The sequence below is a fragment of the Bacillota bacterium genome, assembly GCA_040757085.1.
In the GTDB taxonomy this organism is placed as follows: Bacteria; Bacillota; Sulfobacillia; order JACIYH01; family JACIYH01; genus JACIYH01.
In genome coordinates this window covers 1-19,957 of the sequence record JBFLXJ010000027.1, presented here as the reverse complement: position 1 = coordinate 19,957, position 19,957 = coordinate 1, and the positions used below count along the sequence as shown (strand labels likewise).

Sequence of the window (19,957 nt, the reverse complement as noted above, 5' to 3'; positions counted from 1 at the left end):
GCTGGGCCACGTTGACAGCCTTCCTGCGCTCAGGTAAAATGAGCACATCTTGGGGGAGCGAGGTGATGCCCCGTGCCGAAGGATGAAGAGATGGACACGGTAGTCCTTACCGATGAAGACGGCAAGGAGCACGAGTTCGCCATCGTGGACGTCATTGAGGTCGAAGGGAAGGATTACGCTATTCTCCTGCCCATGGGCGAGGAGGCCGAGGATGAAGAGGCCGAGGGTGACGCCGTCATCCTGCGCATCGATACAGACGAAAACGGTGAGGACGTGCTGGTGGATATCGAAGACGACGACGAATGGGAAAAGGTGGCTGAGGCCTGGGAGGCCCTGGTAGAGGAAGAAGACGATTTCGAAGAGGACGAGGACTTCGACGACGAAGACTTGGAGGAAGAAGACGAGGATCCGGACGAAGATTACGAAGAGGAAGAGGACGAAGAGGACGAAGAGGAGGAAGAGCGCAAAGGGAAGTAGCCGTTCTGTCTAGGCCAGGCGGCAAGCGGCTCCGGGTGGGAGCCGCTGTTTTCGTGGCCTGCGGGCACAAGCACAGTGGCGGGGTGGCCAGGGGTGTGGGCGTCTGCCGGGTGGTAGCAGCAGGAACCCTGGCCTGCAACGCTGGCTGGGCTGGGTTATGGTCGTGGGCGAGTGTGCACGGGCTGGCATGGGCCAGAAAGGTGTCGGCCGGGGCGGCATTCGCCGCCGCCCTGGCTCTGGTGGCTTTACGTGGCATCTCGCGGGCCGTCTATGCGAGGCGGTGCTCCAGGGGGGCGGTCTTGAGGCAGACCTTGTGCAACTCCAGGCAGTTGCTGTCTGCCTTCAGGTACACGTAGTCTCCACTCTTTATATCAAGAAGGTGGAGCACCTGCGGGGTGAGCGGCAACAGACCACCTGCTTCCACAGTGACCTTTCCTAGGAACTTTCCCGGCATTTCCTGTGCTGGTTTGCTCACCGGGTGCCTCCCCCTTTCCTGTAGCTCGGGCTACGTCCCTGATTATAGGGGGGGCCGGGGCACGAATACTGTCGATTTTGGTCGGCTCCCCGGCCCGTGCGGGTGGTCACATTTCTTCCGGCGGACTGGCAGATGGCAGGCCAGCGGCGTATTATGATAGTGAAGAAGAGGAGCGGGAGCGACTATGTCCGGGCGGGGTTCCAGGTGTGCTGCCCTGGTAAGGCGCCATCGCCGCAGCTTGCTCTCCCGTCCCGAAGTGGTAGGGGTCGGGGTGGGCAAGGACGCCGGGGGTGAAGATTGCCTGGTGGTCATAGTCGATGCTAATCCCCCGGTAAGGGCACGACGGTTTCTCCCCCGACGGATCTGGGGCGTGCCCACGGTGGTGATGGAGGCGGGGGTGATCAAGACCCTTAGCGGTCCGCAGAGCGAGTAGCGCTTTTCCCCCCCGGCAGCATATGAATGGACTATGACGCTGTGGTTGGGGGTGCGCTCATGGACGCTGGCGTACTGGCGGGTCTTCTTGCCGCCATTTTGCGTTATATGGGGCTGTGGGGAGGATATCTGGGGAGCGGGTCCTTCCCCCGGCCCCTCAGCCCCCAGGAAGAGGCCAGGTACGTGGAGGCGTCGCGGCGCGGGGACAGGGCAGCCCGCGACAAGCTCATCGAGCACAACCTGCGCCTCGTGGCCCATATAGTTAAGAAGTTTGAGAGCACTCGGGAAGACGTGGAGGACCTGATTTCCGTGGGGAACCTGGGGCTGATGAAGGCCATCGATACCTACGACCCCGCGCGGGGAACGAAGCTGGCCACCTATGCGGCCAAGTGCGTGGAGAACGAGATCCTGATGCACCTGCGCAGCCGCAAGAAGGCCAGGAAGGAGGTGTCGCTGCACGACCCCATCGGGGTCGACCGCGAGGGCAACGAGGTCACCCTCATGGAGGTGCTGACCAGCGAGGAAGAGGCCGTCCCCGACCTGGTGGATTCTCTCTGGCAGCGCTGCCGGGTCCGCGAGTGGCTGGAAGCGCTGCCCCGCAAGGAAAGGGAGGTTCTGGAGAGAAGGTACGGTCTCAGGGACGGGATCAAACAGACGCAGAGGGACATCGCCCGGCAGATGGGCATCTCGCGATCTTACGTGAGCCGCATTGAAAAGCGGGCCATCCAGACCATGAACTCCCTGCTGCAGGGCCTCCAGATGTAGCGGCCCTGCGACGGGCGGAACCGCCGAGCAGCCGGGAGTGACGTAGCGACGCCGTCAGGCGGACGTGGTATAATGGGCCTGCCATGAGATTTCTGGAATATCTTCGTCCGCGGCTGGTGGTACCGAGCGTGTACGACCTTGACCTGGATGCCCTGTGGCAACGGGGCATCCGGGGACTTATCCTGGATCTGGACAATACCCTGGTCGCCTGGGGATCCCCCCTGGTGAGTGAACAGTTGCTGGCCTGGGTGCGCGAGGCCGGCAGTCGTGGCTTCCGTCTCTGCCTTTCCGCCAACGCACGAGCGGGCAGAGTGAGGGAAATCGCGGCCCTGCTGGGCATACCGGGGATCGCCAACGCCTGCAAACCCCGGCGGCGTGCCTTCCGCCGCGCCATGGAAATCATGGGTACCTCTGCCGGGGAGACGGCCGTGGTAGGGGATCAAGTTTTCACGGACGTCCTGGGAGGCAACCGCATGGGACTCTTCACGATTCTCGTAACTCCCCTGGCCACCCGGGAGTTCGTCTGGACCCGCCTGGTTCGTCACCCGGAAAGCCTGGTGCTGAGGGCCCTGGGGGTCAGCCGGTGCGGCCGCGGCCGGGTTTATTAGCGGCTGCGGTAACGTCTGACCGCCTGCAGGTGCTCCCTGAGCGTGCGCGAAAAGTGGTGGGTGCCGTCCCCGCGAGCGACGAAATACAGGTAGTCGGTGGCGGCCGGTTCGACCACCGCGCGCAGGGCTGCCTGTCCGGGATTGGCGATCGGACCCGGGGGCAGCCCGGCGTACAGGTAAGTGTTGTATGGGGAGTCCACCTGCAGGTCGCGACGCAATAAGGTGCCCCCCACCTTGCCCAACGCGTACAGCACGGTGGGGTCAGCTTGAAGGGGCATACCCCGGCGCAGCCGGTTCCAGAACACACCGGCTACCACGGGACGTTCGTCCGGTACCTGCGTTTCCTTTTCCACAATGGAGGCCAGGGTCACCACGTCGTGCACGGATATACCCTGCGCCCGGGCCTTCTCGCCCAGTTCCCCCTGCCATATTTCCTGGAATCGGCGCACCATGAGGGATACCAGCTCGGGTTCGCTGGTGCCCCGGGGTACCCGGTAAGTATCGGGGAACAGGTAGCCTTCCAGCGCATAACGGACCAGGTGGGGGCGCGGTGGTGGGCAGGGCGCCAGTTCGGGGCGGGACGCCGCCCGGAGGAACTTCTCCCGATCCGCCAGGCCGAGCCGGGCAAGGAGATCAGCTATCTGCTCCACCGTGAACCCTTCCGGGACAGTGAAGGAATAGGTGACTACTTCGCCCCGGACCAGCCGGCGGATGATTTCCCGCAAATTCATGGCGGGAGAAAGGTCGTACTCTCCCGCCCGGAGCCGGGTGGACACCCCCATCCACTCCACCAGGGCGCGGAAGACCAGGGGATGACGGATGACCCCGCCCCGGTGTAGGATTTCCCCGATACTTTCTACAGGGGAGCCGGCGGGGATGAAGATGCGCACGGTGGCTGCGGAGGCGGCGTCAACGGGGCGCGACCCCCACCACACCAGGCCTGCGATGACCGCGGTAAGTACAAGACATGCCCCCAGGATGCCAAGGGGGATGCGCCAGGGGCGGCGGTAGACCGGCCCGAGACGGAGGTGGCGAAACCTATGCGGAGATCGCGACAGCAAAGAGGTCAGCGCACGATTCCTCCTCTTGCGGATTTCGGCACCCCTGTTCCTTCTCCCTCCCCTCCGCCGCGTCTGTTACGCCCCGGAGGTACCGGATGAAGGGAACAGACGGCGACGAAGGGCAGGTGGCCCTGGTGAAAGAAAAGGCAAGCGGTCCGCCCGCGGCCCGTGGCGAGGAGGAGCTGGGAAGCGGGGAACTGCAAGCGCTGGAAAGGATCATCCAGGAAACCATCTCGGCGATCGATCGCAGCCGGGCCCAGATCTACGCCATCGCTGAGTCCGCGCGCGCCGAGTACGATAAAGTTAAGGGGGAACTGCAAGAGGTCCGCAAGCAGGTGGCGGCGCAGATCCTGCTGGTTGACCAGCTCTACCAGCAGGAGCGGGCGGCCCGCGTCACCCTCATGCAGGTCAGTTCCAATCTCAGCGCCTTCAGCGAAGACGCGGTCCAGGCCGCTTACCAGAGGGCAGTCGAGACCCGCGCCCAGTTGCTGGTGGCCCAGGAGAAGGAAAAGGAACTGCGGCGCCGGCGGGATGAACTGGAGCGGCGTTTTCGGGGCCTGGAGCAGGCGGTCCGGCGGGCGGAGGAGCTGGTGGCACAGGTGGGCGTCGTGCTGGGCTACCTGAGCGGCAACCTGCGCGACCTCACTGCTCAGGTGGGGTCCTGGCAGGAGCGTTTCAGACTGGGTCTCAGCCTGCTCAGGGCCCAGGAGGACGAGCGGCGGCGGCTGGCCCGGGAGATCCACGACGGGCCTGCCCAGGCCATGGCCGCTGCCCTCATGCGCGCGGAGGTGTGCAGCCGGTTCCTGGGTGAGGATCCGGTGCGGGCCCAGCGTGAACTGGGCGACCTCAAGGAGCTGTTGGGAACGTGTCTTTTCGATCTCCGCCGCATCATCTTCGACTTGCGTCCCATGAGCCTGGACGAGCTGGGGCTCGTGCCCGCGATCCGATCCTGGCTGGGGGGCTGGCAGCAGCGAACCGGGCTGGAGGTCAGGCTGGAGGTGCGGGGCGCGGAGCGGAGGCTGCCTGCGGCGGTGGAAATCGCCCTGTTTCGGGTCCTTCAGGAGGCACTCAACAACGTGTGGAAACACGCGGGAGTGGGTACAGCGGCGGTGTCCCTCCACGTGGGCAAGGATCAGGTGCGCCTGGTGGTGTACGATCGGGGGAAGGGATTCGACCCCGCTGCCCTGCCGCCGGAGACCTTCGGGCTGGCGGGGATGAGGGAGAGAGTACAGTTCCTGGGCGGCAAGTGGTGGATCAGGTCCTGCGTGGGTCGGGGAACCCAGGTGGGGGCGGAGATCCCCCTGCCCCCGGAGTAGGCATGGAGCGGGCGTGTCAGGAGATGCGCGGTAGCTCATGGAAGGGGGCGGGTCCGGGGTGGAAATCGCGGTACTGGTAGCCGACGACCATCCTCTGGTCCGCCAGGGTCTGCGTGCAGTGCTGGAGTTGGAACCGTCCTTTCGGGTGGTGGCGGAGGCCTCCGATGGGAAGGATGCTGTGGAGAAGGCCGCCCAGATGCCGTCGGGTGTGGTGGTGCTGGACATCAGTATGCCGGGCCTGAGCGGCATCGAGGTGGCGAGAGCCATCCGCCAGGCCCGGCCCGAGCTGGGCATCGTCCTCCTCACCATCCACGACGAGACTCAGTACCTGCAGGAGGCCCTGCGGGCGGGTGTGAACGGATACGTGCTGAAGGAAGCAGACCCCTCCGTTTTGGTAGACGCCGTCCGAGCAGCCTCTCGCGGTCAACTTTTCATTCATTCCGCCGTCGCCCAAAAACTCGCCAGCATTCCCTGCCGACATGGGGAAAGGGGGGGTCCGGGCGGGTTATCCGCCCGGGAATGGGAAATCGTTGGTTTGCTCGCCCAGGGCTTCGGTACCTCTGAAATAGCGCGCAGGCTCTACGTAACGCCCAAAACGGTCAAGAACCACCTGAGCAACATTTACAGCAAGCTGGGAGTGAAAGGCCGCTCGGAGATGCTGGCGTTGTGTTACCAGAAGGGGTGGCTGATACCCGCCCGGAGAGCCTGACTTTCTCCGGGACGGGGGTGGTACTGGGTTGTCGTCGGTCTGCCTCACCCCCACTGCGGGACCACTCAGGGACGGAGTGGGTCCGCCGGTCCCCTGCGGTTGGCCAAAGGTCCCGGGCTGAAAATGAGGCCAAGAGACTCATGCTGGGCAGGCCCTGGGCCTGCTATTTTGTCTCCAGAAGCCCGGTCAGGGACCGCAGGGCGGTAACTCCGCAGGAAGGGAGGGTTGACCAATGCTGAACTACCTGGTCTCGTGGTTGCGGGCGCGTTACGCAGACGAGAAGGGACAGTCGCTGGTGGAGTATGGCCTCATCATCGCCCTCATCGCGGTGGGTGTGATCGTCGCACTGGGTGCGCTGGGCGTCAGGCTGAGCGATCTTTTCACTGGCATCAAGGAGAAGCTTGCCTTGCCAGGACCCTAGTGAATCCCGCTGCCCATCGGGTCCCGCCGGAAGGTGGGACCCGTTTTCTTCAGCTGCGGTCGTGAAGGCGCCGTGGGCAGGATGGCGTGCCGCGATGCAGGGGCCGACGGCAGACAGTGCCATGTGGACCAGGGAGGTAGCCCCCGGTGAACAGGCGACCTCGGCGAGAGAATGATTTGGCCTGGGGGGAGAAGGGACAGGCTCTGGTGGAGCTGGCCCTGGCCCTGCCCGTCCTGGTCGTGCTCCTGCTGGGTATCTTGGAGTTCGGCATGCTCCTCAGCGTATATCTCACGGTGGAACACGCTGCTCGGGAGGGAGCCCGCGTCGGCGCCACGGGAGCCGGCGATGAGGCCATCGTGGACCGTGTGATAGCTTCCTGCCCCGGGCTTGACCCGAGTCGGCTGGAGGTGCTGATAACTCCCCCCGCCTCCTCCAGGTTCACAGGAGGACTCCTTGAGGTGACGGTCCGGTTTGCCTACCGTCCCGTTGTAGGCCTTTTCGAGCCCCTTCTGGGCCACCTGTTTCTGGTAGAGAGGCGGGTCTGCATGCGTATCGAGTGAATACCAGCCGATCATCGGGAGAAGAGGCCCGCTCCGGTTGTGAGGGCGGTGAAGAGACGTGCACGGGGAGCGGGGATATGTGCTGGTCATGGTCGCGTTGGTGGGCGCCAGCCTCATGGGGGTGGCTGCGCTGGCCCTGGATGCGGGGCGGGGTTATCTGGCCCGCATGGAGTTGCAGGACGCAGTCGACGCGGCGGCCCTGGCCGGTGTGGTGGAACTTCCCGATAACCCCGAAAGAGCCCAGCAGGTGGCGCTGGAGTACGCTTGCCGCCACGGGCTCACCCCGGACCAGGTGCAGGTGGAAGTCATGACCGCCAGGGAGGTACGCGGCCAGGTGGCCGCACCGGGCGAACCGCCGAGCGTGGTCCGGGTCAGTGCCGCCACAGACCCCGGCACCACCTTCGCGGGGATATGGGGTGTGGCTCACCTGCCTGTTGCTACCTGGGCGGAGGCTGCAGTGGCACCCCTGGCCGGGACGCGGGGGATCGTGCCCCTGGGGGTGGGCGATGGGGATTTTACGGTGGGGGAAAGGTACGCGCTGAAACTGGCCGGGGGTGAAGGGGAGCGCGGGAATTTCCATGCCCTGGCTCTGGGCGGGCAGGGGGCATACAACTACGAAAAAAGACTGGCCCAAGGCTGGGACCAGGTAGTTCGCGTCGGTGACCGGCTCCGGACGGAGCCGGGCGACATGTCCGGCCCGACCCGCCGGGCCATTCAGGCCCGTCTGGCCAGGGCACGTCCCGGAGAAACATTCGAAAATTTTGCTCCGGAGTCTCCGCGCCTGCTTCTGGTACCCGTGGTGGATTTCTCGGGCGTGCAGGGTAGGGACGACGTCCCCGTGGTAGGCTTCGCCTGGTTTTACCTTGAGGACTGCTCCGGGACGGGATCGGACTCGTGCGTCATCGGGCGCTTCGTACGCCGGGCTACCGCGGGGGATCTGGGGGATTGGGACCGGGCACGTCCGTGGCACGCCCTGGGGGTTAGGCTGATCCGCTGAGGTTGTGGGGGGTCGGGCATGACGCGCAGGCAGGTACTGAAGCTCGTTCTGCTTCCCGTACTTGTGGGGCTGGTTGCCGTGTCGGGGACATACGCCCTGGTACAAAGGGTGGCCCCGGAGCCTCCGGAAGAGGTCCAGGTGGTCGCAGCAGCCCGGGCGGTGGCGGCGGGGACCACCCTGGCGGCGTCCGACCTGGTCTTGAAGGCAGTACCCCCCGCTCTCACCGGACCGGAGACAATGAGCGACCTGAGCCAGGTGGTGGGGAAGGTGACCCGGGTTCCCTTGGTGCCGGGTGAACTGGTGTTCCGGAGCAAGCTGGTGCTTCCGGGTGGCGGGGCCGGCCTGGGCACGCACGTCCCTCCCGGGTACCGGGCGGTGACGGTGGCCGCCGACGAAGTGAAGGCGGTTGCGGGGTTGCTCCAGCCGGGTGACCGGGTCGACGTCATCGCCACATTCTCGCAGGAGGTGGCCGGGGCGGAAAAGACTCGCCTGCTTCTGGAAGATGTGCAGGTCCTGGCAGTGGGCAAGGCGACCGAGGTGGCTGCCGGGGGCAGAGACGCCGGGGAGCTGCGTTCGGTGACCCTGGCAGTCACGCCGGAGCAGGCCATCGCTCTCACCCTGGCGGAAGAGACCGGGCGCATCCGCCTGGCCCTGCGCCCGGTGGCAGGGGAGTGGACCCGAGGCGAGATCGAGCTCACCACATCCTCCTTTGCTGCAGGTGGGACTGCCCGGCTCCGGCCTTCCGCCGGGCCCCCCTTCCGCGGGACGGCGGCTGTGTTCGAGGTGCCGTCGCCCCTCCTTACCACTCTCGGGCTGGGGCCGCGATGGCCGCCGGGGATGGGCGAGAGAGACGCAGCTTTCCTCCGTGCACTGGATTCTCTTGTAAGTACGGGGAAGGCTCGTGTGGTTGCCCGGCGCGATCTGGTGGGCGGGTCCGGTGCCCCGGTGCGATGGGAGCTGGAGTCCAGTGTGCCGGTTACGGGCCGCGGGAGCCTGTCATGGCTCAACTACGGTTTTTCGCTTGAGGTGCTGGTGGCAGGCGCTGACAACCGGAGCCGGAGTCTAACCGGCGTAGCCCAGTTGCGATACCTGGATATCCCCAAGGAAAGGGCTGAGGTAGCCGGCGACGGGTCCGGTGTGGCCTACCCGATCGAGGAAGTCCGGCCCGGCGCGGAGCGCCTGACCGCCAACATTTCGCTGGGCGCCGGGAATTGCCTGATCGTGTACGGCCTTCTCGGCCCTCAGTGTCTGACGGCTCCTGAGGGGTTCTCGCGTCTCGCTCTACCGGCAGTCCTCCGTTCCGAGCAGGTCATCCGGGGCAACAGCGAGATGCTGGTTTTGTTGTGGGTTGGCCCGTGAGGGAGTGAGATCGTGGAAAAAGACAGGATCCGGGTCCTGATTGCGGAGGATTCTGCTGTCTGGCGGAGTGCCCTGAGGGCCATGCTGGCGGGTTCGGGGGAAGTGGAGGTAGTGGGGGAGGCCGAGGACGGACCGAAAGCCGTTGCCATGGCCGTGACCCTGCGGCCTGACGTGATGGTGGTGGACCTGCGTCTTCCCGGCATGGATGGTGCAGAGGTGGCGGAGGCCGTACGCGGCCAGGTTGCCACCGCCGTGGTCGTGGTATCCGTGGAGTCAACTCCCGATGACTTCCGCAGGGCCATGCGGGCAGGGGCAAGAGATTATCTGGTTAAGCCTTTCAGTGCGGAGGAGTTGCTCACCGCCATCAGGGCTGCCGGGGAAGGCATCGGCGATCTCCCTGCCACTCCGCTCCCCGCATCGGGAGCCCTCACCGTGGTGTTCTTCGGTTCAGGAGGGGTGGGGAAGACCACCCTGGCCGTCAACCTGGCGTCCTGGCTGGCTTTGCGCGGACGCAAGACGGTTCTGATGGACCTGGATCTGGAGTTTGGAGTGGCGGCCGTCCTGATGGGCGTGGAGCCGCGCACCAGCATCGTGGACCTCTGCCGCCGCGAGGGAGAGATCACAGAGGACGTGGTCTGGAAAGCTGTCACGCCGGGTTCGTCGGGTCTTCCCGGCCTGCTGGCGGCGCCACCGGAACCACACCTGGCGGCGGAGGTGGACGGAGAGGCCCGCAAGGAACCGGGCCGGCCCTACGTTTCGGAGGTAATCTCACGTCTGCGCCGGCTTTGTGACTACCTGGTTGTGGACACAGAGAGCACCTTTCGCGAGGCTACGCTGATGGCCCTCGATTCTGCCCAGGTCATCATGCTGGTCACCACCGCCGAGATCCCTGCGCTGTACCGCACGGGGCGATTGCTGGACGTCCTGTTGGGTAAGCTGGGATACCCCGCCGAAAAGGTACGGCTGGTGCTGAACCGCTACGATCCCCAGCGGTCCATCAAGCTGGAACAGATATCTCGCGGTCTGGATCATCCCGTCTCGTACGTTATCCCTGCGGACGAGCCCACGATAGCAGCGGCTGCGGACCGGGGCCAACCCTTCGTGCTCAAGAGGGGCCGTAGCGAGGCAGCCCGTGCCCTGGTCACGATGGGAGAGAGCCTGGCAGGGCCGGTTTATGGGCAGGCAGGCACGGTGGCGGAGAGCCCGGCTGAAGCCTCTACCCGGAGGCCGGCCGGTGAACGACAGCGCAGGGGGGCGCTTGCGCCCGGGCAAGCCGCGGAGCGCCGTCCCTCTGTCTACCAGCGACTGCTCTCGGTGGGGCGGGGGCCGGGAGAATGGGTCAGGTGGTTGGGAGGCGGACTATGAGCCTTTATCGCCGTGTGGTCGAGAGGGGCGATCCCTCGCCGGTCCAGAAATACATTCCTCGCGGGGCCTCGTTCCAGCCAGGTCAGGGAAGCGAGCAGGAGGCCCCCAAGCAACGTTGTGCCCCACCCCCGGCGGGAGAACAACAGCAGGCGGCGGTGGCCGCTCTCAGGGCCAAGGCCCAGGCCAGATTGCTGGAGCGCCTGGCGGCCCGCAAGGAGCAAGCCGCGCCTGGCCCGGAGGTGCGAGAGGTAATCCTGGAGGTACTGGGCGAAGAAGGGGTGCCGCCCCTCGAGCAGGACGGCCTCGCTGATGTGATCGCCGCCAGTATAGTAGGATACGGGCCCATTCAGGCGTTCCTCGATGACCCTACGGTGACGGAGGTCATGGTGAACGGGCCGCACCAGGTGTACATCGAAAGGAACGGGCGCATCGAGCCTACTTCCGTCCGTTTCTCCGGACCGAAGGAAGTGCTGGACCTCATCGAGCGCATCGTGGCTCCCCTGGGTCGGCGCATTGATGAGGCTTCCCCCATGGTGGATGCCCGCCTGCCGGATGGGTCCCGGGTCAACGCCATCATACCGCCGGTGGCCGTAACCGGCCCCACCCTGACCATACGCAAGTTCAGCCGGGAACCTTTGACCGCGTCCGATCTGGTGCGGTTGGCCACCATGGACGATCGCATATGTCAGTTCCTGCGCGCGGCGGTCCTGGCACGCCTGAACATCGTGGTGTCCGGGGGGACCGGGAGCGGAAAAACCACCACGCTCAACGTCCTTTCATCCTTCATCCCCCGGCACGAACGCATCATCACCATCGAGGACGCGGCCGAGTTGAAGCTGCAGCAGGAGCATGTGGTCTCGCTGGAGGCGCGGCCGCCCAACCTGGAAGGTGCGGGGGAGATCACCATCCGGCAACTGGTGCGCAATGCCCTGCGCATGAGGCCGGACCGCATCGTAGTGGGGGAGGTCCGCACCGGGGAGGCGCTGGACATGCTCCAGGCCATGAATACCGGTCACGACGGCTCCATGACCACCGTACACGCCAATTCGCCCCGGGACCTGCTCTCGCGACTGGAGACCATGGTGCTCATGGCCGGGATGGACCTGCCCTTGCGGGCGGTGCGGGAGCAGATAGCGGCAGCCCTGGATCTGATCATCCACCAGGCGCGCCTCAAAGACGGTACCCGCCGGATCACCCACGTGACAGAGGTGCAGGGGATGGAAGGGGATGTGATCGTACTCCAGGACATATTCCGGCTGGACATAACCGGAGTGGGCCCTGATGGGAAGCTGCAGGCGGTTCACCGGCCCACCGGTATGGTGCCCCGGTTCTGGGACCGGCTGAGCGCCAGCGGGGTGGAACTCCCACCGGGATTGTTCGATCCCGACGGGAGGGATGTGAGGTGACGATCTTCCATCTGCTCGTCTGCGTATTCATGACTGCTGCTCTTGCAACCCTGTGGGCCATCTGGCCGCACGGCGCCACCCCGCGGACGGGGTGGGAGAGGGCCCGCCGGCGGGAAGAGGCGGCCCCGGCAGGTCGCACCTCGGGCGGGCGCGTGGGAATCAAGCACCGTGTGTTCGCGGTAGTGGGTAGGGCAGCTGCCCGACTGGGCCGGGGCGCCGCTGGGCGCGTCTCGCCAAAGGGCCTGGAGAGCGCCCTGCTGCGGGCGGGCATCGACCTTGCGCCGGCCGAGTTCTGCGTTCTGACCCTGATCGCCGTGCTCATGGGTGCCGCGCTGGGCCTGTTCTGGCGCGATCCTATCGTGGCTTTGTGCGGTGCCGCGGGAGGGGCGGCTCTTCCGGCGGCGTGGCTCAGGCTGCGTTTGCAGAGGCGGGTGGCATCCTTTGAGCGCCAGCTCCCCGATGCCCTGGTGATGATCGCGGGGGCATTGCGCGCCGGCCAATCCTTCCTGCAGGCGGTCGATGCGGTGGGCCAGCAGATCACAGCCCCCCTGGGCCCGGAGTTGTCCCGGGTGGTGCAGGAAACGCGGGTGAACGTCCCCCTTGAAGACGCCCTCCGCCGCCTGGCAGCGCGGGTGGGCAGTTCCGACCTCGACCTGGTCGTCGCCGCCGTGATGGTGCAGAGAGAGGCAGGTGGCAACCTGGCCCAGGTGATCGAGCGGGTGAGCCAGACCATCCGGGAACGGATGCGCCTCCGCGGGGAGATCCGAACGCTCACCGCTCAGGGGCGGCTGTCCGGCATCATCATTGGCTCTTTGCCCCTCGCGTTGGGGGTGATGATACGGTGGCTCAACCCCGAGTACCTCGACGTGATGATTAACAGCGCCCCGGGGCAGTTCATGCTGGCGGTCTGCGGTGTGCTGTCCGTGGTTGGCTTCCTCATCATCCGCAAGTTGGTAAGCGTGGACATGTGAGGTGGACGGCGCGATGGAAGGATACCTGCGCCTGGGCCTGCTGGTACTCAGTTTTCTCGCGGGATGGGCGGTGACGTACGCCGCCCTTGCCCCCACAGAGGAAGAGGCGTTGATGGCCAAGCGCCTGCAATGGATCAGCCGGGCAAAGAAACCTGTGCACCAGGCCCGAGCTCCTTTGCGGGAACGGGCGCTGGCACCCCTCCTGCGCGACCTGGAGCAGGTAGCAGTGCGCTGGACGCCGGCTCGCGTGCGCAGGACGTTACAGGAGAAGGCGGAGCAGGCGGGGCGTCCTTTCCCTGCCGACAGTTTGCTCGCGGCGAAGCTCTTGGGGGGAGTGGGAGGCCTGGCCTTCGCGTTTGTGTGGGCGGGGGCGGGGTCAGGAGGAAGCCGCATCCTGTCGCTGCTGGCATGGCCCGTCGTGGGATACTGTATGCCCGACCTCGTCCTGTCGCGGGTGATTTCCAGGCGCCGGGCGGCCATCAGGAAGAGGCTTCCGGACGCCATCGACCTGCTCTGCGTTTCGGTCGAGGCCGGGGTGGGGTTTGATGGGGCGCTGCAAAAGGTGGCCGCCAAGGTGCCGGGTCCCTTGAGCGAGGAATTGCAGGTTTACCTGCGGGAAGTCAATCTGGGAGCTACCAGGGCAGACGCGCTCGAGCACCTGGCAAGCCGGGTGGGTCTCCCCGAACTGAAGGCATTTGCGGCGGCCATTATACAGGCCGAGCAACTGGGCACCGGTCTGGCCCGGGCCTTGCGTGTTCAATCGGAGGAGATGCGCAGGCGCCAGAAGCAGAGAGCGGAGGAGCAGGCGATGCAGGCACCGGTGAAGCTGGTGTTCCCGCTGGTGTTTTGCATTTTCCCCTCGCTGCTCGTGATCATACTGGGGCCGGCTGTGTTGCGCATCATGGGGGTGCTGTTCCAGCGGTGAAGATGGTGTGGGTCACGAACGCTACCCGGGGGGCTGTGCTCGCGGAGAACGCGCTGGCGGGGGAAAGCTTTTGGGTCCGCTTGCGGGGCTTGCTGGGCAAGCGTGCGCTCCTTCCGGGACAGGGGTTGCTTATGGCACCCTGCCGTGCCGTACACACCTTTGGCATGAGGTTTCCCATCGATGTGGTCTACATTACCCAGGAGCGACGGGTGATCCGGGTCGCCACCACGATGCCACCGAACCGTTGCGGGCCCTGGGTGAAAGGCAGCTATTACGTGCTCGAGCTCCCCGCGGGTACGGTGGCGCGGACCGGTACCGTGGTGGGTGACCGGATCGAGATGGCCCTGGCGGAAGATGTGGAGGCGAGCGTGGGAGCCGTCCCCGGCGTCAGTCGCTGAGAATGATGGCCAGGTCCTGCAGGGTGGAACCCTCGATGACGAGTTGGAGGGGGTGTCGCTTGCGTCTTGTTCCCGCCTGCGCCTCCAGCATCACCGTGTAGGTGCCTTCGGGGGTGTCGGGGCGGGTGCGGAAGGATCCCTGCCACCTGCCCGGCTGGCTGGGTTGGAGGGTGAGGGGTTCCCCCCAGGGCAGTTCCGCCTTCACCGAGGACGCGTTGGTGCTGGTGAATGCCGCGATGCGAATTGGGCCACCGGCGCGGGCAGGGTTCGGATCGAGGGTTCCCGTGAGGGTGATGGAATCACGCAGGTAGTAGTAGAAGTTGAGAGTCCTGGTGGTGCCGGGAAAGGATGCCACCAGCCTTACCTGCCTGGTCCCCTCTTCCGCGTGGCCGGGAGCAGTGAGGGCCGCGCTCCAGGTGTTGCTTCCCGTGGGAAGGGGAGGCGAAGAGGGGGTAAGTTCAAACGTGACGCCGTCGCTGTGGGCGACGACCCGCTGGGCCCCTCCGGTGGTAGAGGCTTGCACGGTGAGGTTCTGCCCCGGGTTGACCTCCGAGGGGTACAGATTACCCCACAGGCGCCGGCGCTCCAGGGTGAGGGGTTTGAGGGCGGAACGGAACCGTTCTCCGCGGGAGTCGGTGATCCAGGCCCGGTAGAAGTAGGTTCCGTCCGGTAGGCTCCGTTCCCGGTCGTCACGCCCGTCCCACACCAGAGACGGCGGGGGCTCGCCCGGGTGGCCTTCGGGATAAAAGGAGCGGTACCACTCTCCCTCGACGTTCCCAATGGCCAGGCTCCAGCTGCGGGTCGAGCGGTTTTTCAGGGTACGGAACGTGAAGCTGGTCGTGTCTTCCACCCCGTCTCCGTCGGGGCTGAGGTGGGGCGGGTTTGCCGTGGCGTCGATGAGGGCGGATCGCGCCAGGATCGCCACCGCCTGACAGCGCCAAAGATTGTCGCGGGGGCGCAGGCGTCCGTCGTCGTGCCCGATGATGATCCCCAGCCGGATCGCCAGTGCCATCTGGGGGGCCAGCATGGGGTCGACCTGGTACCCGTCGGGGAATCGGTCCAGGCAGCGACCCGCTTCGGGCGCGATGAGTTGCGCGAACGAACTTAGGCCCAGCGCCCTCACCAGGACCGCGACCGCATGCTGACGCTCGATGAAGTCGTGGGGGCGAAATCGTCCGTCTCCCGACCCCACGATCCACCCCTGCGCTGCCAGGGCCTCGATGTAGCCGTAGCCGGGCTTGTCGCCGTAGAGGGTGAAGTCCCGGGGGACGTCGGTGAAGGTGGGCTGGCGGTCATCTTGGGGATGCAGCCGCAAAGTCTTGGCCATGACCATGGCGTACTGAGCGCGGGTGATCGGATCGTTGGGGTAAAAGCGCGCCACCGTCTCTTCCCAGTCTCTCCACGGGGCCCACCGCCAGCGGGTGAACGCCCAGCCGTCGGTACATTCTTCCTCCCACATGACGCGGATGTCGCGGTATGCCCAGAAGCGCGAGGAGACGTCCTCGTACCACGGATCTTTTGCCACCGCCCGGCAGGGCGCGAGGAGCCCGGCTGCAGCGACGACCAGCATCCCCAAGACGAGAGTGGTTGGCCGCCCGCGCAGGCTGGCGACCGGGGCCGCCCCGGCCGTTGGAGTCCTCATCTCCACGTTAGTCACCTCCCAGGTTGGGCGCCGCCGGCCCCCCTATATTGACACATTTCGGGGGGCTTGACAAGACTTGGCAAACCTGGTAGGATGCGGTCGAAATGGGGGAGGCGGAATGCCCCGGGGGTGGCGGCCGCTGGTGCCGGTGGGGAGGTGAAGGAGTGCATGGCCGTACGCGGAGGGGCAGGCGTCGATCCGGGAGCCGCCGGCGTCTGTCCGCCTCCCCGCTTTCTCGGGCTCTGTCCCGACGGGACTCAATGGTGATGCCGGGGTGTGGGCTGTCGGGGGAAAGACGTGCGAGCAGCAGTACGGCGGGGAAGAAGGGTGCGGCGCTTGACGGGGGGTGGCGCTTTGCGGGCCAGGTGGCGGATGGCAGGCAGCCTCGTTCTGGCGGTGGTGGCCGGAGTGACGGTGTATCTTTATCTGGACAGTTTGGGCGAGAGATATCCGGTGGTGGTGGCGGCTCGACCTGTGCGGGCGGGGAAAGTTTTGGAACCGGGTGACCTGCGGGTCGCGATGCTGCCGGGGGATGGCGTTCACCCCCAGGCGCTCACGTGTTTGAGCGACGGAGTGGGACGGGTGACAAAGGTGGAGCTGGTGGCGGGCGAGCAGGTGCTCCGGGTGCGCACGCTGTCACCCGCGGAAGCAGGGGTGGGTTGCGATTTGCTGCCCCATCTGCGGGCTATGTTGCTGCCCGTTCCCGCCGAGCGGGCCGGCGGAGGCACGATTACCTCGGGCCGTCTGGTGGACGTGCTTTTCGTGAGCGATGACCCGGGGCAGCCTGCCATCGCCCGCGTGCTCGCGCAGGGACTAAGGGTGCTGGCGGTGCGGGATGAGCGCGGGCAGCCCTGGCCGCAGGGAAGGGAGCTTCCCATGGGGGTGGTGGTGGCCGTCAGCGCGGCGGAGGCGGAAAGGCTGGCGTTCGCCCTCGAACATGGCTCGTTGTACCTGATGTTGTGTCCGCTCGAGCCGCAGCCGGTACTGACGTCCGGGGTGGGATGGGAAAACCTCTACCTGCCTCCGACCAGTGGGGTGGCGGGCGACGCGGGGCCCGGCGGGACGGGTGCTCCGCAGCCCCCCTGAGAGGCCGCCTACCGCGCAGGCACGGGGGCGTAGCATGGCGGGCGGTCGGGTCCCGAGGAGCGAGCGGCAGGCAAGTGAGATGAGGGGGGCGCCACATGTCCGTGAGTGGGAACGGGGTCGTGCTGGCAGGACGAGATTCCCTGCTGTCCCTCGCGCTGAAGCGCAGCGGCATAGCGCCGGCGGCCGAAGTGACCCAGGCGGAGTTGCTATTCGGGACCATAGATCGCTGCCATCCGGGCGTCCTGGTGCTTACCACCGATCTGGAAGGGATCTGGGACCTGGCGGCCCTGGTCAGCAACCTCGCCTGGTTGTTTCCCGACCTGCCTGTGGTGATGGTATCCGGGCCTGATGGGCGGGACGCGGGTCCGCTCCCCGCCGGTTGGTACTTGTTCCCCTCTCCCCCTGACTACCGCCGCCTGGTAGAGACCGTCCGCCAGATACTGGCGGGCGGGGGCGGTAACGGGTGCAGGCAGACGCCGACCCAATCGCCTGCCACGCCGGCGCCGCCCACCCCATCGTTTCCGCCCGCCCGGTCGGGGGCGCCTCACGGGGTGGTCACCGACCGGCGGGAGCCCTCCCGCGGGCCTGCGGGTGTTTCTCCTGTCCCAGCGGGCACGGGTGGAGAGGGGGCGTTTGCGGCACCGCGTCCCTGGGGGTGGGAGGGCTTTCCCGCGCCCCAGGTGGTCACGGTGTGCAGTCCCAAAGGAGGCGTGGGGAAGACCTTCGTGGCCGTTAACCTGGGTGCGGCTCTCTCTTCACGTGGGGCGGAGGTGCTGTTGCTGGACTGGGATCTCCCCTCCGCCGACGCCAGTATCCACCTGAACCTGCAGGGGGGGCCGGGTATCCTGGAACTGGTCAACTCCGGGCGGGACATCAGCCCGGAGGTGCTGCGGGAGCACCTGGTGAGACACACCGGGTCAGGGCTGTACGTGCTGAAGGGTCCTTTGCGGCCGGAACTGGCCGAGTTCATAGGGCAGGATCACCTTCGCAATATTCTGGCCAGTGCCAGGGGGAGTTTCCCGGTGGTGGTGATCGATACCGCACCGAGCCCCTGCGACGAGGCCCTGTGTCAGGCCCTCGAGGGAGCTACCCGCATCCTCTTGCTAGTGGTGCAGGACCCCGCCTGTCTGTACCAGGCCCGGGTCTTCCTGGACCTCGTCCCCCGGCTGGGCATACACCGCAGCACGGTGGGACTGGTGGTTAACCGGTACCGGGAAGGTTGCCCCGATGTCCGCGACATTCAGGCCTTTCTGGGGATCGCCCCGGCCGCGCTGCTTCCGGACGACCCCGGAGCAGCCAGAGCCGTCATGGAGGGTACCCCGTATGTGCTTCGCCAAACCGGGCCTCTGGCGACAGCCCTCCTGGATCTGGCCCAGAGGATGTACCCCGTGGGCGATGATTCCATGCAGCACGGCGAGTGCAGCCGGCGTGGGTGGTTCGGCCGGAGGGTTTCACCGCGGCTGCGCAGATCTTAAGGGGGAGCGCCATGGGAGGATTGCTGAGGCGTCTCGCTGCGGTTCCTCCGCCGGCCGCTCACCCCGGGGCGGATGGGCAGGCGTCGCCCACGCTGGACGAGCTCTTGCGGATGTTGCAGCCCCGTTTGCTGGAGGAGCACGGCCAGTTGCTCAGCGAGGCGCGACGGGACCGCCAGCGGCGCGAGAAGCTACGGTCGGTGGTCCTGCAGACGCTGGTGCGGGACAACGTGGGACACGCCCGCCTGAGCCGGGAAGCGCTTGCGGATGAACTTACCTCGGCCATGGTGGGGTACGGGCCGCTGGAGCCGTTGATGGCTGACCCGGACGTGACCGAGGTGATGGTGAACGGGCCCGGGCAGGTATTCGTGGAAAGGCATGGAAGGCTGGAATCCACCTCGATCACCTTCCGGGACGAGGACGACCTCATGCACCTCATCACCCGCATGGTGGCACCGTTGGGCCGGCGCGTGGATCTGTCCTCGCCCTACGCGGACGGAAGGTTACCCGACGGTTCCCGCATCAACGTCATCATCCCGCCCCTGAGCCTGGTCGGGCCTGTCCTCACGGTGCGCAAGTTTCCGGGGCGCCCTCTGTCGCTGGATGATCTCGTTCGCCTCGGCACCATGAGTCCGGAGATGGCTGAGTTCCTGGCCCTGTGCTTGCGCGGGCGGCTCAACGTGCTGATCAACGGTGGGGCAGCCTCAGGTAAGACCACCACCCTCAACGCGCTGGCCTCGTCCCTCCCCGCGGGAGAGCGCATCATTACCATTGAGGACTCGGCCGAACTGCGCATCGATCTTCCTCACGTGGTGCGTCTTGAGTGTCGCCCTCCCAACGCCGAGGGCAAGGGCGAAGTCACCATGCGGCAGTTGCTCCGCAATGCCCTGCGCATGCGCCCTGATCGCATCGTGGTGGGGGAATGCCGGGGCGGGGAGGCTCTGGACATGCTCCAGGCCATGAACACGGGTCACCCCGGTTCCGCCTGCACGTTGCATGCCAACTCCAGTGCCGAGGCCCTGGTCAGGCTGGAAAACATGGTTCTGACGGCCGATGCTCATCTTCCTCTGCCGGCCGTGAGGCGGCAGATCCGCAACGCCCTGGACGTGATCGTACAACAGGCACGTTTTCACGACGGCCGGAGGCGAGTGTTGGAAGTTAGCCTGGTCTGCAGGGAAGGGCCTCCCTTGCGCCCGGTATACCGGTACGTGGGCGAGGACGGCCGTGCCGGGACGTTTCACAGGATGGACGGGGCGGTGTTCGGGCGGGAGCAGGCGGAAAGGGTGCTGCGGGAGGGGTTGACCGTCCCCGCCTGGGTCGACGGAGGGGGGAGCAAATGACGGCGGCGTGGGTGGGAGCGGTGGTTTTCCTGGCGGTACTGGGGTTAGACGCAAGCTCCCGGCCCTGAACAGGGCTTAGGTTCAGGTGCGGCGCGGGTTTCCGCGTTATTTCTGTTTGAAGTTTGTAGCCACGAAAAGGAAGGGCATATGGTTGACAAATGCGGTGGGAATG

21 protein-coding genes are annotated in these 19,957 nt (G+C 66.2%); 18 read left to right on the top strand and 3 right to left on the bottom strand.

The genetic code is table 11. The features are described 5' to 3' along the window. The first annotated feature begins 72 nt into the window (after positions 1–72). A complete protein-coding gene (locus tag AB1446_10445; protein ID MEW6547313.1) occupies positions 73–477 on the top strand; it encodes a DUF1292 domain-containing protein in 405 nt (134 codons plus the stop codon). Positions 478–745: 268 nt separating this feature from the next. Here the strand turns inward: AB1446_10445 and AB1446_10440 are convergent, their stop codons facing one another. Beyond that, entirely contained in the window at positions 746–952 is a 207-nt protein-coding gene (locus tag AB1446_10440; protein ID MEW6547312.1) for a hypothetical protein, read from the bottom strand. 184 nt (positions 953–1,136) lie between these two features. Between AB1446_10440 and AB1446_10435 the strand changes: the two genes are divergently transcribed. From AB1446_10435 to AB1446_10425, 3 genes are all read left to right on the top strand, one after another. Further along, positions 1,137–1,385: a hypothetical protein gene (locus AB1446_10435; protein MEW6547311.1), complete on the top strand. Its 249-nt coding sequence runs from the start codon at positions 1,137–1,139 to the stop codon at positions 1,383–1,385. A gap of 59 nt (positions 1,386–1,444) precedes the next feature. Then, positions 1,445–2,149, top strand: coding sequence for an RNA polymerase sporulation sigma factor SigK (sigK, locus tag AB1446_10430; protein MEW6547310.1), 705 nt, complete (start codon positions 1,445–1,447; stop codon positions 2,147–2,149). 83 nt (positions 2,150–2,232) lie between these two features. After that, positions 2,233–2,757, top strand: coding sequence for a YqeG family HAD IIIA-type phosphatase (locus tag AB1446_10425; GenBank protein ID MEW6547309.1), 525 nt, complete (start codon positions 2,233–2,235; stop codon positions 2,755–2,757). Here AB1446_10425 and mltG read toward each other — a convergent pair. Next, complete coding sequence (gene mltG / locus AB1446_10420) at positions 2,754–3,818, bottom strand: endolytic transglycosylase MltG (protein ID MEW6547308.1); 1,065 nt, start codon at positions 3,816–3,818, stop codon at positions 2,754–2,756. The genes AB1446_10425 and mltG overlap by 4 nt on opposite strands. Positions 3,819–3,913: 95 nt before the next feature. On the opposite strand from mltG, the gene AB1446_10415 reads away from it, so the two are divergent. From AB1446_10415 to AB1446_10365, 11 genes are all read left to right on the top strand, one after another. Next, positions 3,914–5,134 carry a sensor histidine kinase gene (locus AB1446_10415; protein MEW6547307.1) on the top strand — a complete coding sequence of 407 codons (1,221 nt, stop codon included), beginning with the start codon at positions 3,914–3,916 and terminating at the stop codon, positions 5,132–5,134. A 58-nt stretch (positions 5,135–5,192) separates the two neighbouring features. Continuing rightward, positions 5,193–5,843 (top strand): response regulator transcription factor, encoded by a 651-nt coding sequence (locus AB1446_10410; protein ID MEW6547306.1) that lies wholly within the window; start codon positions 5,193–5,195, stop codon positions 5,841–5,843. A gap of 232 nt (positions 5,844–6,075) precedes the next feature. Beyond that, entirely contained in the window at positions 6,076–6,264 is a 189-nt protein-coding gene (locus tag AB1446_10405) for a Flp family type IVb pilin (GenBank protein ID MEW6547305.1), read from the top strand. A 146-nt stretch (positions 6,265–6,410) separates the two neighbouring features. Beyond that, a complete protein-coding gene (locus tag AB1446_10400; GenBank protein ID MEW6547304.1) occupies positions 6,411–6,824 on the top strand; it encodes a TadE family protein in 414 nt (137 codons plus the stop codon). Between the two features lie 58 nt (positions 6,825–6,882). Beyond that, entirely contained in the window at positions 6,883–7,821 is a 939-nt protein-coding gene (locus tag AB1446_10395; GenBank protein ID MEW6547303.1) for a Tad domain-containing protein, read from the top strand. 18 nt (positions 7,822–7,839) lie between these two features. After that, on the top strand, positions 7,840–9,180 hold the full coding sequence (gene cpaB, locus AB1446_10390) for a Flp pilus assembly protein CpaB (protein ID MEW6547302.1): 1,341 nt from the start codon (positions 7,840–7,842) through the stop codon (positions 9,178–9,180). 12 nt (positions 9,181–9,192) lie between these two features. Further along, positions 9,193–10,545, top strand: coding sequence for a response regulator (locus AB1446_10385; protein MEW6547301.1), 1,353 nt, complete (start codon positions 9,193–9,195; stop codon positions 10,543–10,545). Further along, the gene (locus AB1446_10380; GenBank protein ID MEW6547300.1) at positions 10,542–11,951 is read left to right on the top strand and encodes a CpaF family protein; all 1,410 of its coding nucleotides are present in this window, start codon (positions 10,542–10,544) and stop codon (positions 11,949–11,951) included. The genes AB1446_10385 and AB1446_10380 overlap by 4 nt, the downstream gene beginning before the upstream one ends. Beyond that, the gene (locus tag AB1446_10375; GenBank protein ID MEW6547299.1) at positions 11,948–12,922 is read left to right on the top strand and encodes a type II secretion system F family protein; all 975 of its coding nucleotides are present in this window, start codon (positions 11,948–11,950) and stop codon (positions 12,920–12,922) included. The genes AB1446_10380 and AB1446_10375 overlap by 4 nt, the downstream gene beginning before the upstream one ends. A gap of 13 nt (positions 12,923–12,935) precedes the next feature. Beyond that, positions 12,936–13,847: a type II secretion system F family protein gene (locus tag AB1446_10370; GenBank protein ID MEW6547298.1), complete on the top strand. Its 912-nt coding sequence runs from the start codon at positions 12,936–12,938 to the stop codon at positions 13,845–13,847. 2 nt (positions 13,848–13,849) lie between these two features. Further along, positions 13,850–14,245, top strand: coding sequence for a DUF192 domain-containing protein (locus tag AB1446_10365; GenBank protein ID MEW6547297.1), 396 nt, complete (start codon positions 13,850–13,852; stop codon positions 14,243–14,245). Here the strand turns inward: AB1446_10365 and AB1446_10360 are convergent. Then, positions 14,235–15,887, bottom strand: a complete 1,653-nt coding sequence (locus AB1446_10360) for an S-layer homology domain-containing protein (GenBank protein MEW6547296.1) — start codon at positions 15,885–15,887, stop codon at positions 14,235–14,237. The genes AB1446_10365 and AB1446_10360 overlap by 11 nt on opposite strands. Before the next feature lie 297 nt (positions 15,888–16,184). Here AB1446_10360 and cpaB (AB1446_10355) point away from each other — a divergent pair, with 297 nt between their 5' ends. The 3 genes from cpaB (AB1446_10355) to AB1446_10345 all read left to right on the top strand — a co-directional run bounded on the left by cpaB (AB1446_10355) (position 16,185) and on the right by AB1446_10345 (position 19,785). Then, on the top strand, positions 16,185–16,973 hold the full coding sequence (cpaB, locus tag AB1446_10355; protein ID MEW6547295.1) for a Flp pilus assembly protein CpaB: 789 nt from the start codon (positions 16,185–16,187) through the stop codon (positions 16,971–16,973). A gap of 95 nt (positions 16,974–17,068) precedes the next feature. Beyond that, positions 17,069–18,448 (top strand): P-loop NTPase, encoded by a 1,380-nt coding sequence (locus AB1446_10350; protein ID MEW6547294.1) that lies wholly within the window; start codon positions 17,069–17,071, stop codon positions 18,446–18,448. 11 nt (positions 18,449–18,459) lie between these two features. Beyond that, complete coding sequence (locus AB1446_10345) at positions 18,460–19,785, top strand: CpaF family protein (protein MEW6547293.1); 1,326 nt, start codon at positions 18,460–18,462, stop codon at positions 19,783–19,785. Positions 19,786–19,957: the final 172 nt, after the last annotated feature.

Bases quoted from the DNA above. Each gene is read 5' to 3' on its own strand.
- AB1446_10370 (MEW6547298.1), top strand. From the start codon at position 12,936: ATGGAAGGATACCTGCGCCTGGGCCTGCTGGTACTCAGTTTTCTCGCG.
- AB1446_10380 (MEW6547300.1), top strand. From the start codon at position 10,542: ATGAGCCTTTATCGCCGTGTGGTCGAGAGGGGCGATCCCTCGCCGGTC.
- AB1446_10365 (MEW6547297.1), top strand. From the start codon at position 13,850: ATGGTGTGGGTCACGAACGCTACCCGGGGGGCTGTGCTCGCGGAGAAC.
- AB1446_10350 (MEW6547294.1), top strand. From the start codon at position 17,069: ATGTCCGTGAGTGGGAACGGGGTCGTGCTGGCAGGACGAGATTCCCTG.
- cpaB (MEW6547302.1), top strand. From the start codon at position 7,840: ATGACGCGCAGGCAGGTACTGAAGCTCGTTCTGCTTCCCGTACTTGTG.
- AB1446_10405 (MEW6547305.1), top strand. From the start codon at position 6,076: ATGCTGAACTACCTGGTCTCGTGGTTGCGGGCGCGTTACGCAGACGAG.
- AB1446_10360 (MEW6547296.1), bottom strand. From the start codon at position 15,887: ATGAGGACTCCAACGGCCGGGGCGGCCCCGGTCGCCAGCCTGCGCGGG.
- AB1446_10415 (MEW6547307.1), top strand. From the start codon at position 3,914: ATGAAGGGAACAGACGGCGACGAAGGGCAGGTGGCCCTGGTGAAAGAA.
- AB1446_10425 (MEW6547309.1), top strand. From the start codon at position 2,233: ATGAGATTTCTGGAATATCTTCGTCCGCGGCTGGTGGTACCGAGCGTG.
- sigK (MEW6547310.1), top strand. From the start codon at position 1,445: ATGGACGCTGGCGTACTGGCGGGTCTTCTTGCCGCCATTTTGCGTTAT.
- AB1446_10435 (MEW6547311.1), top strand. From the start codon at position 1,137: ATGTCCGGGCGGGGTTCCAGGTGTGCTGCCCTGGTAAGGCGCCATCGC.
- AB1446_10345 (MEW6547293.1), top strand. From the start codon at position 18,460: ATGGGAGGATTGCTGAGGCGTCTCGCTGCGGTTCCTCCGCCGGCCGCT.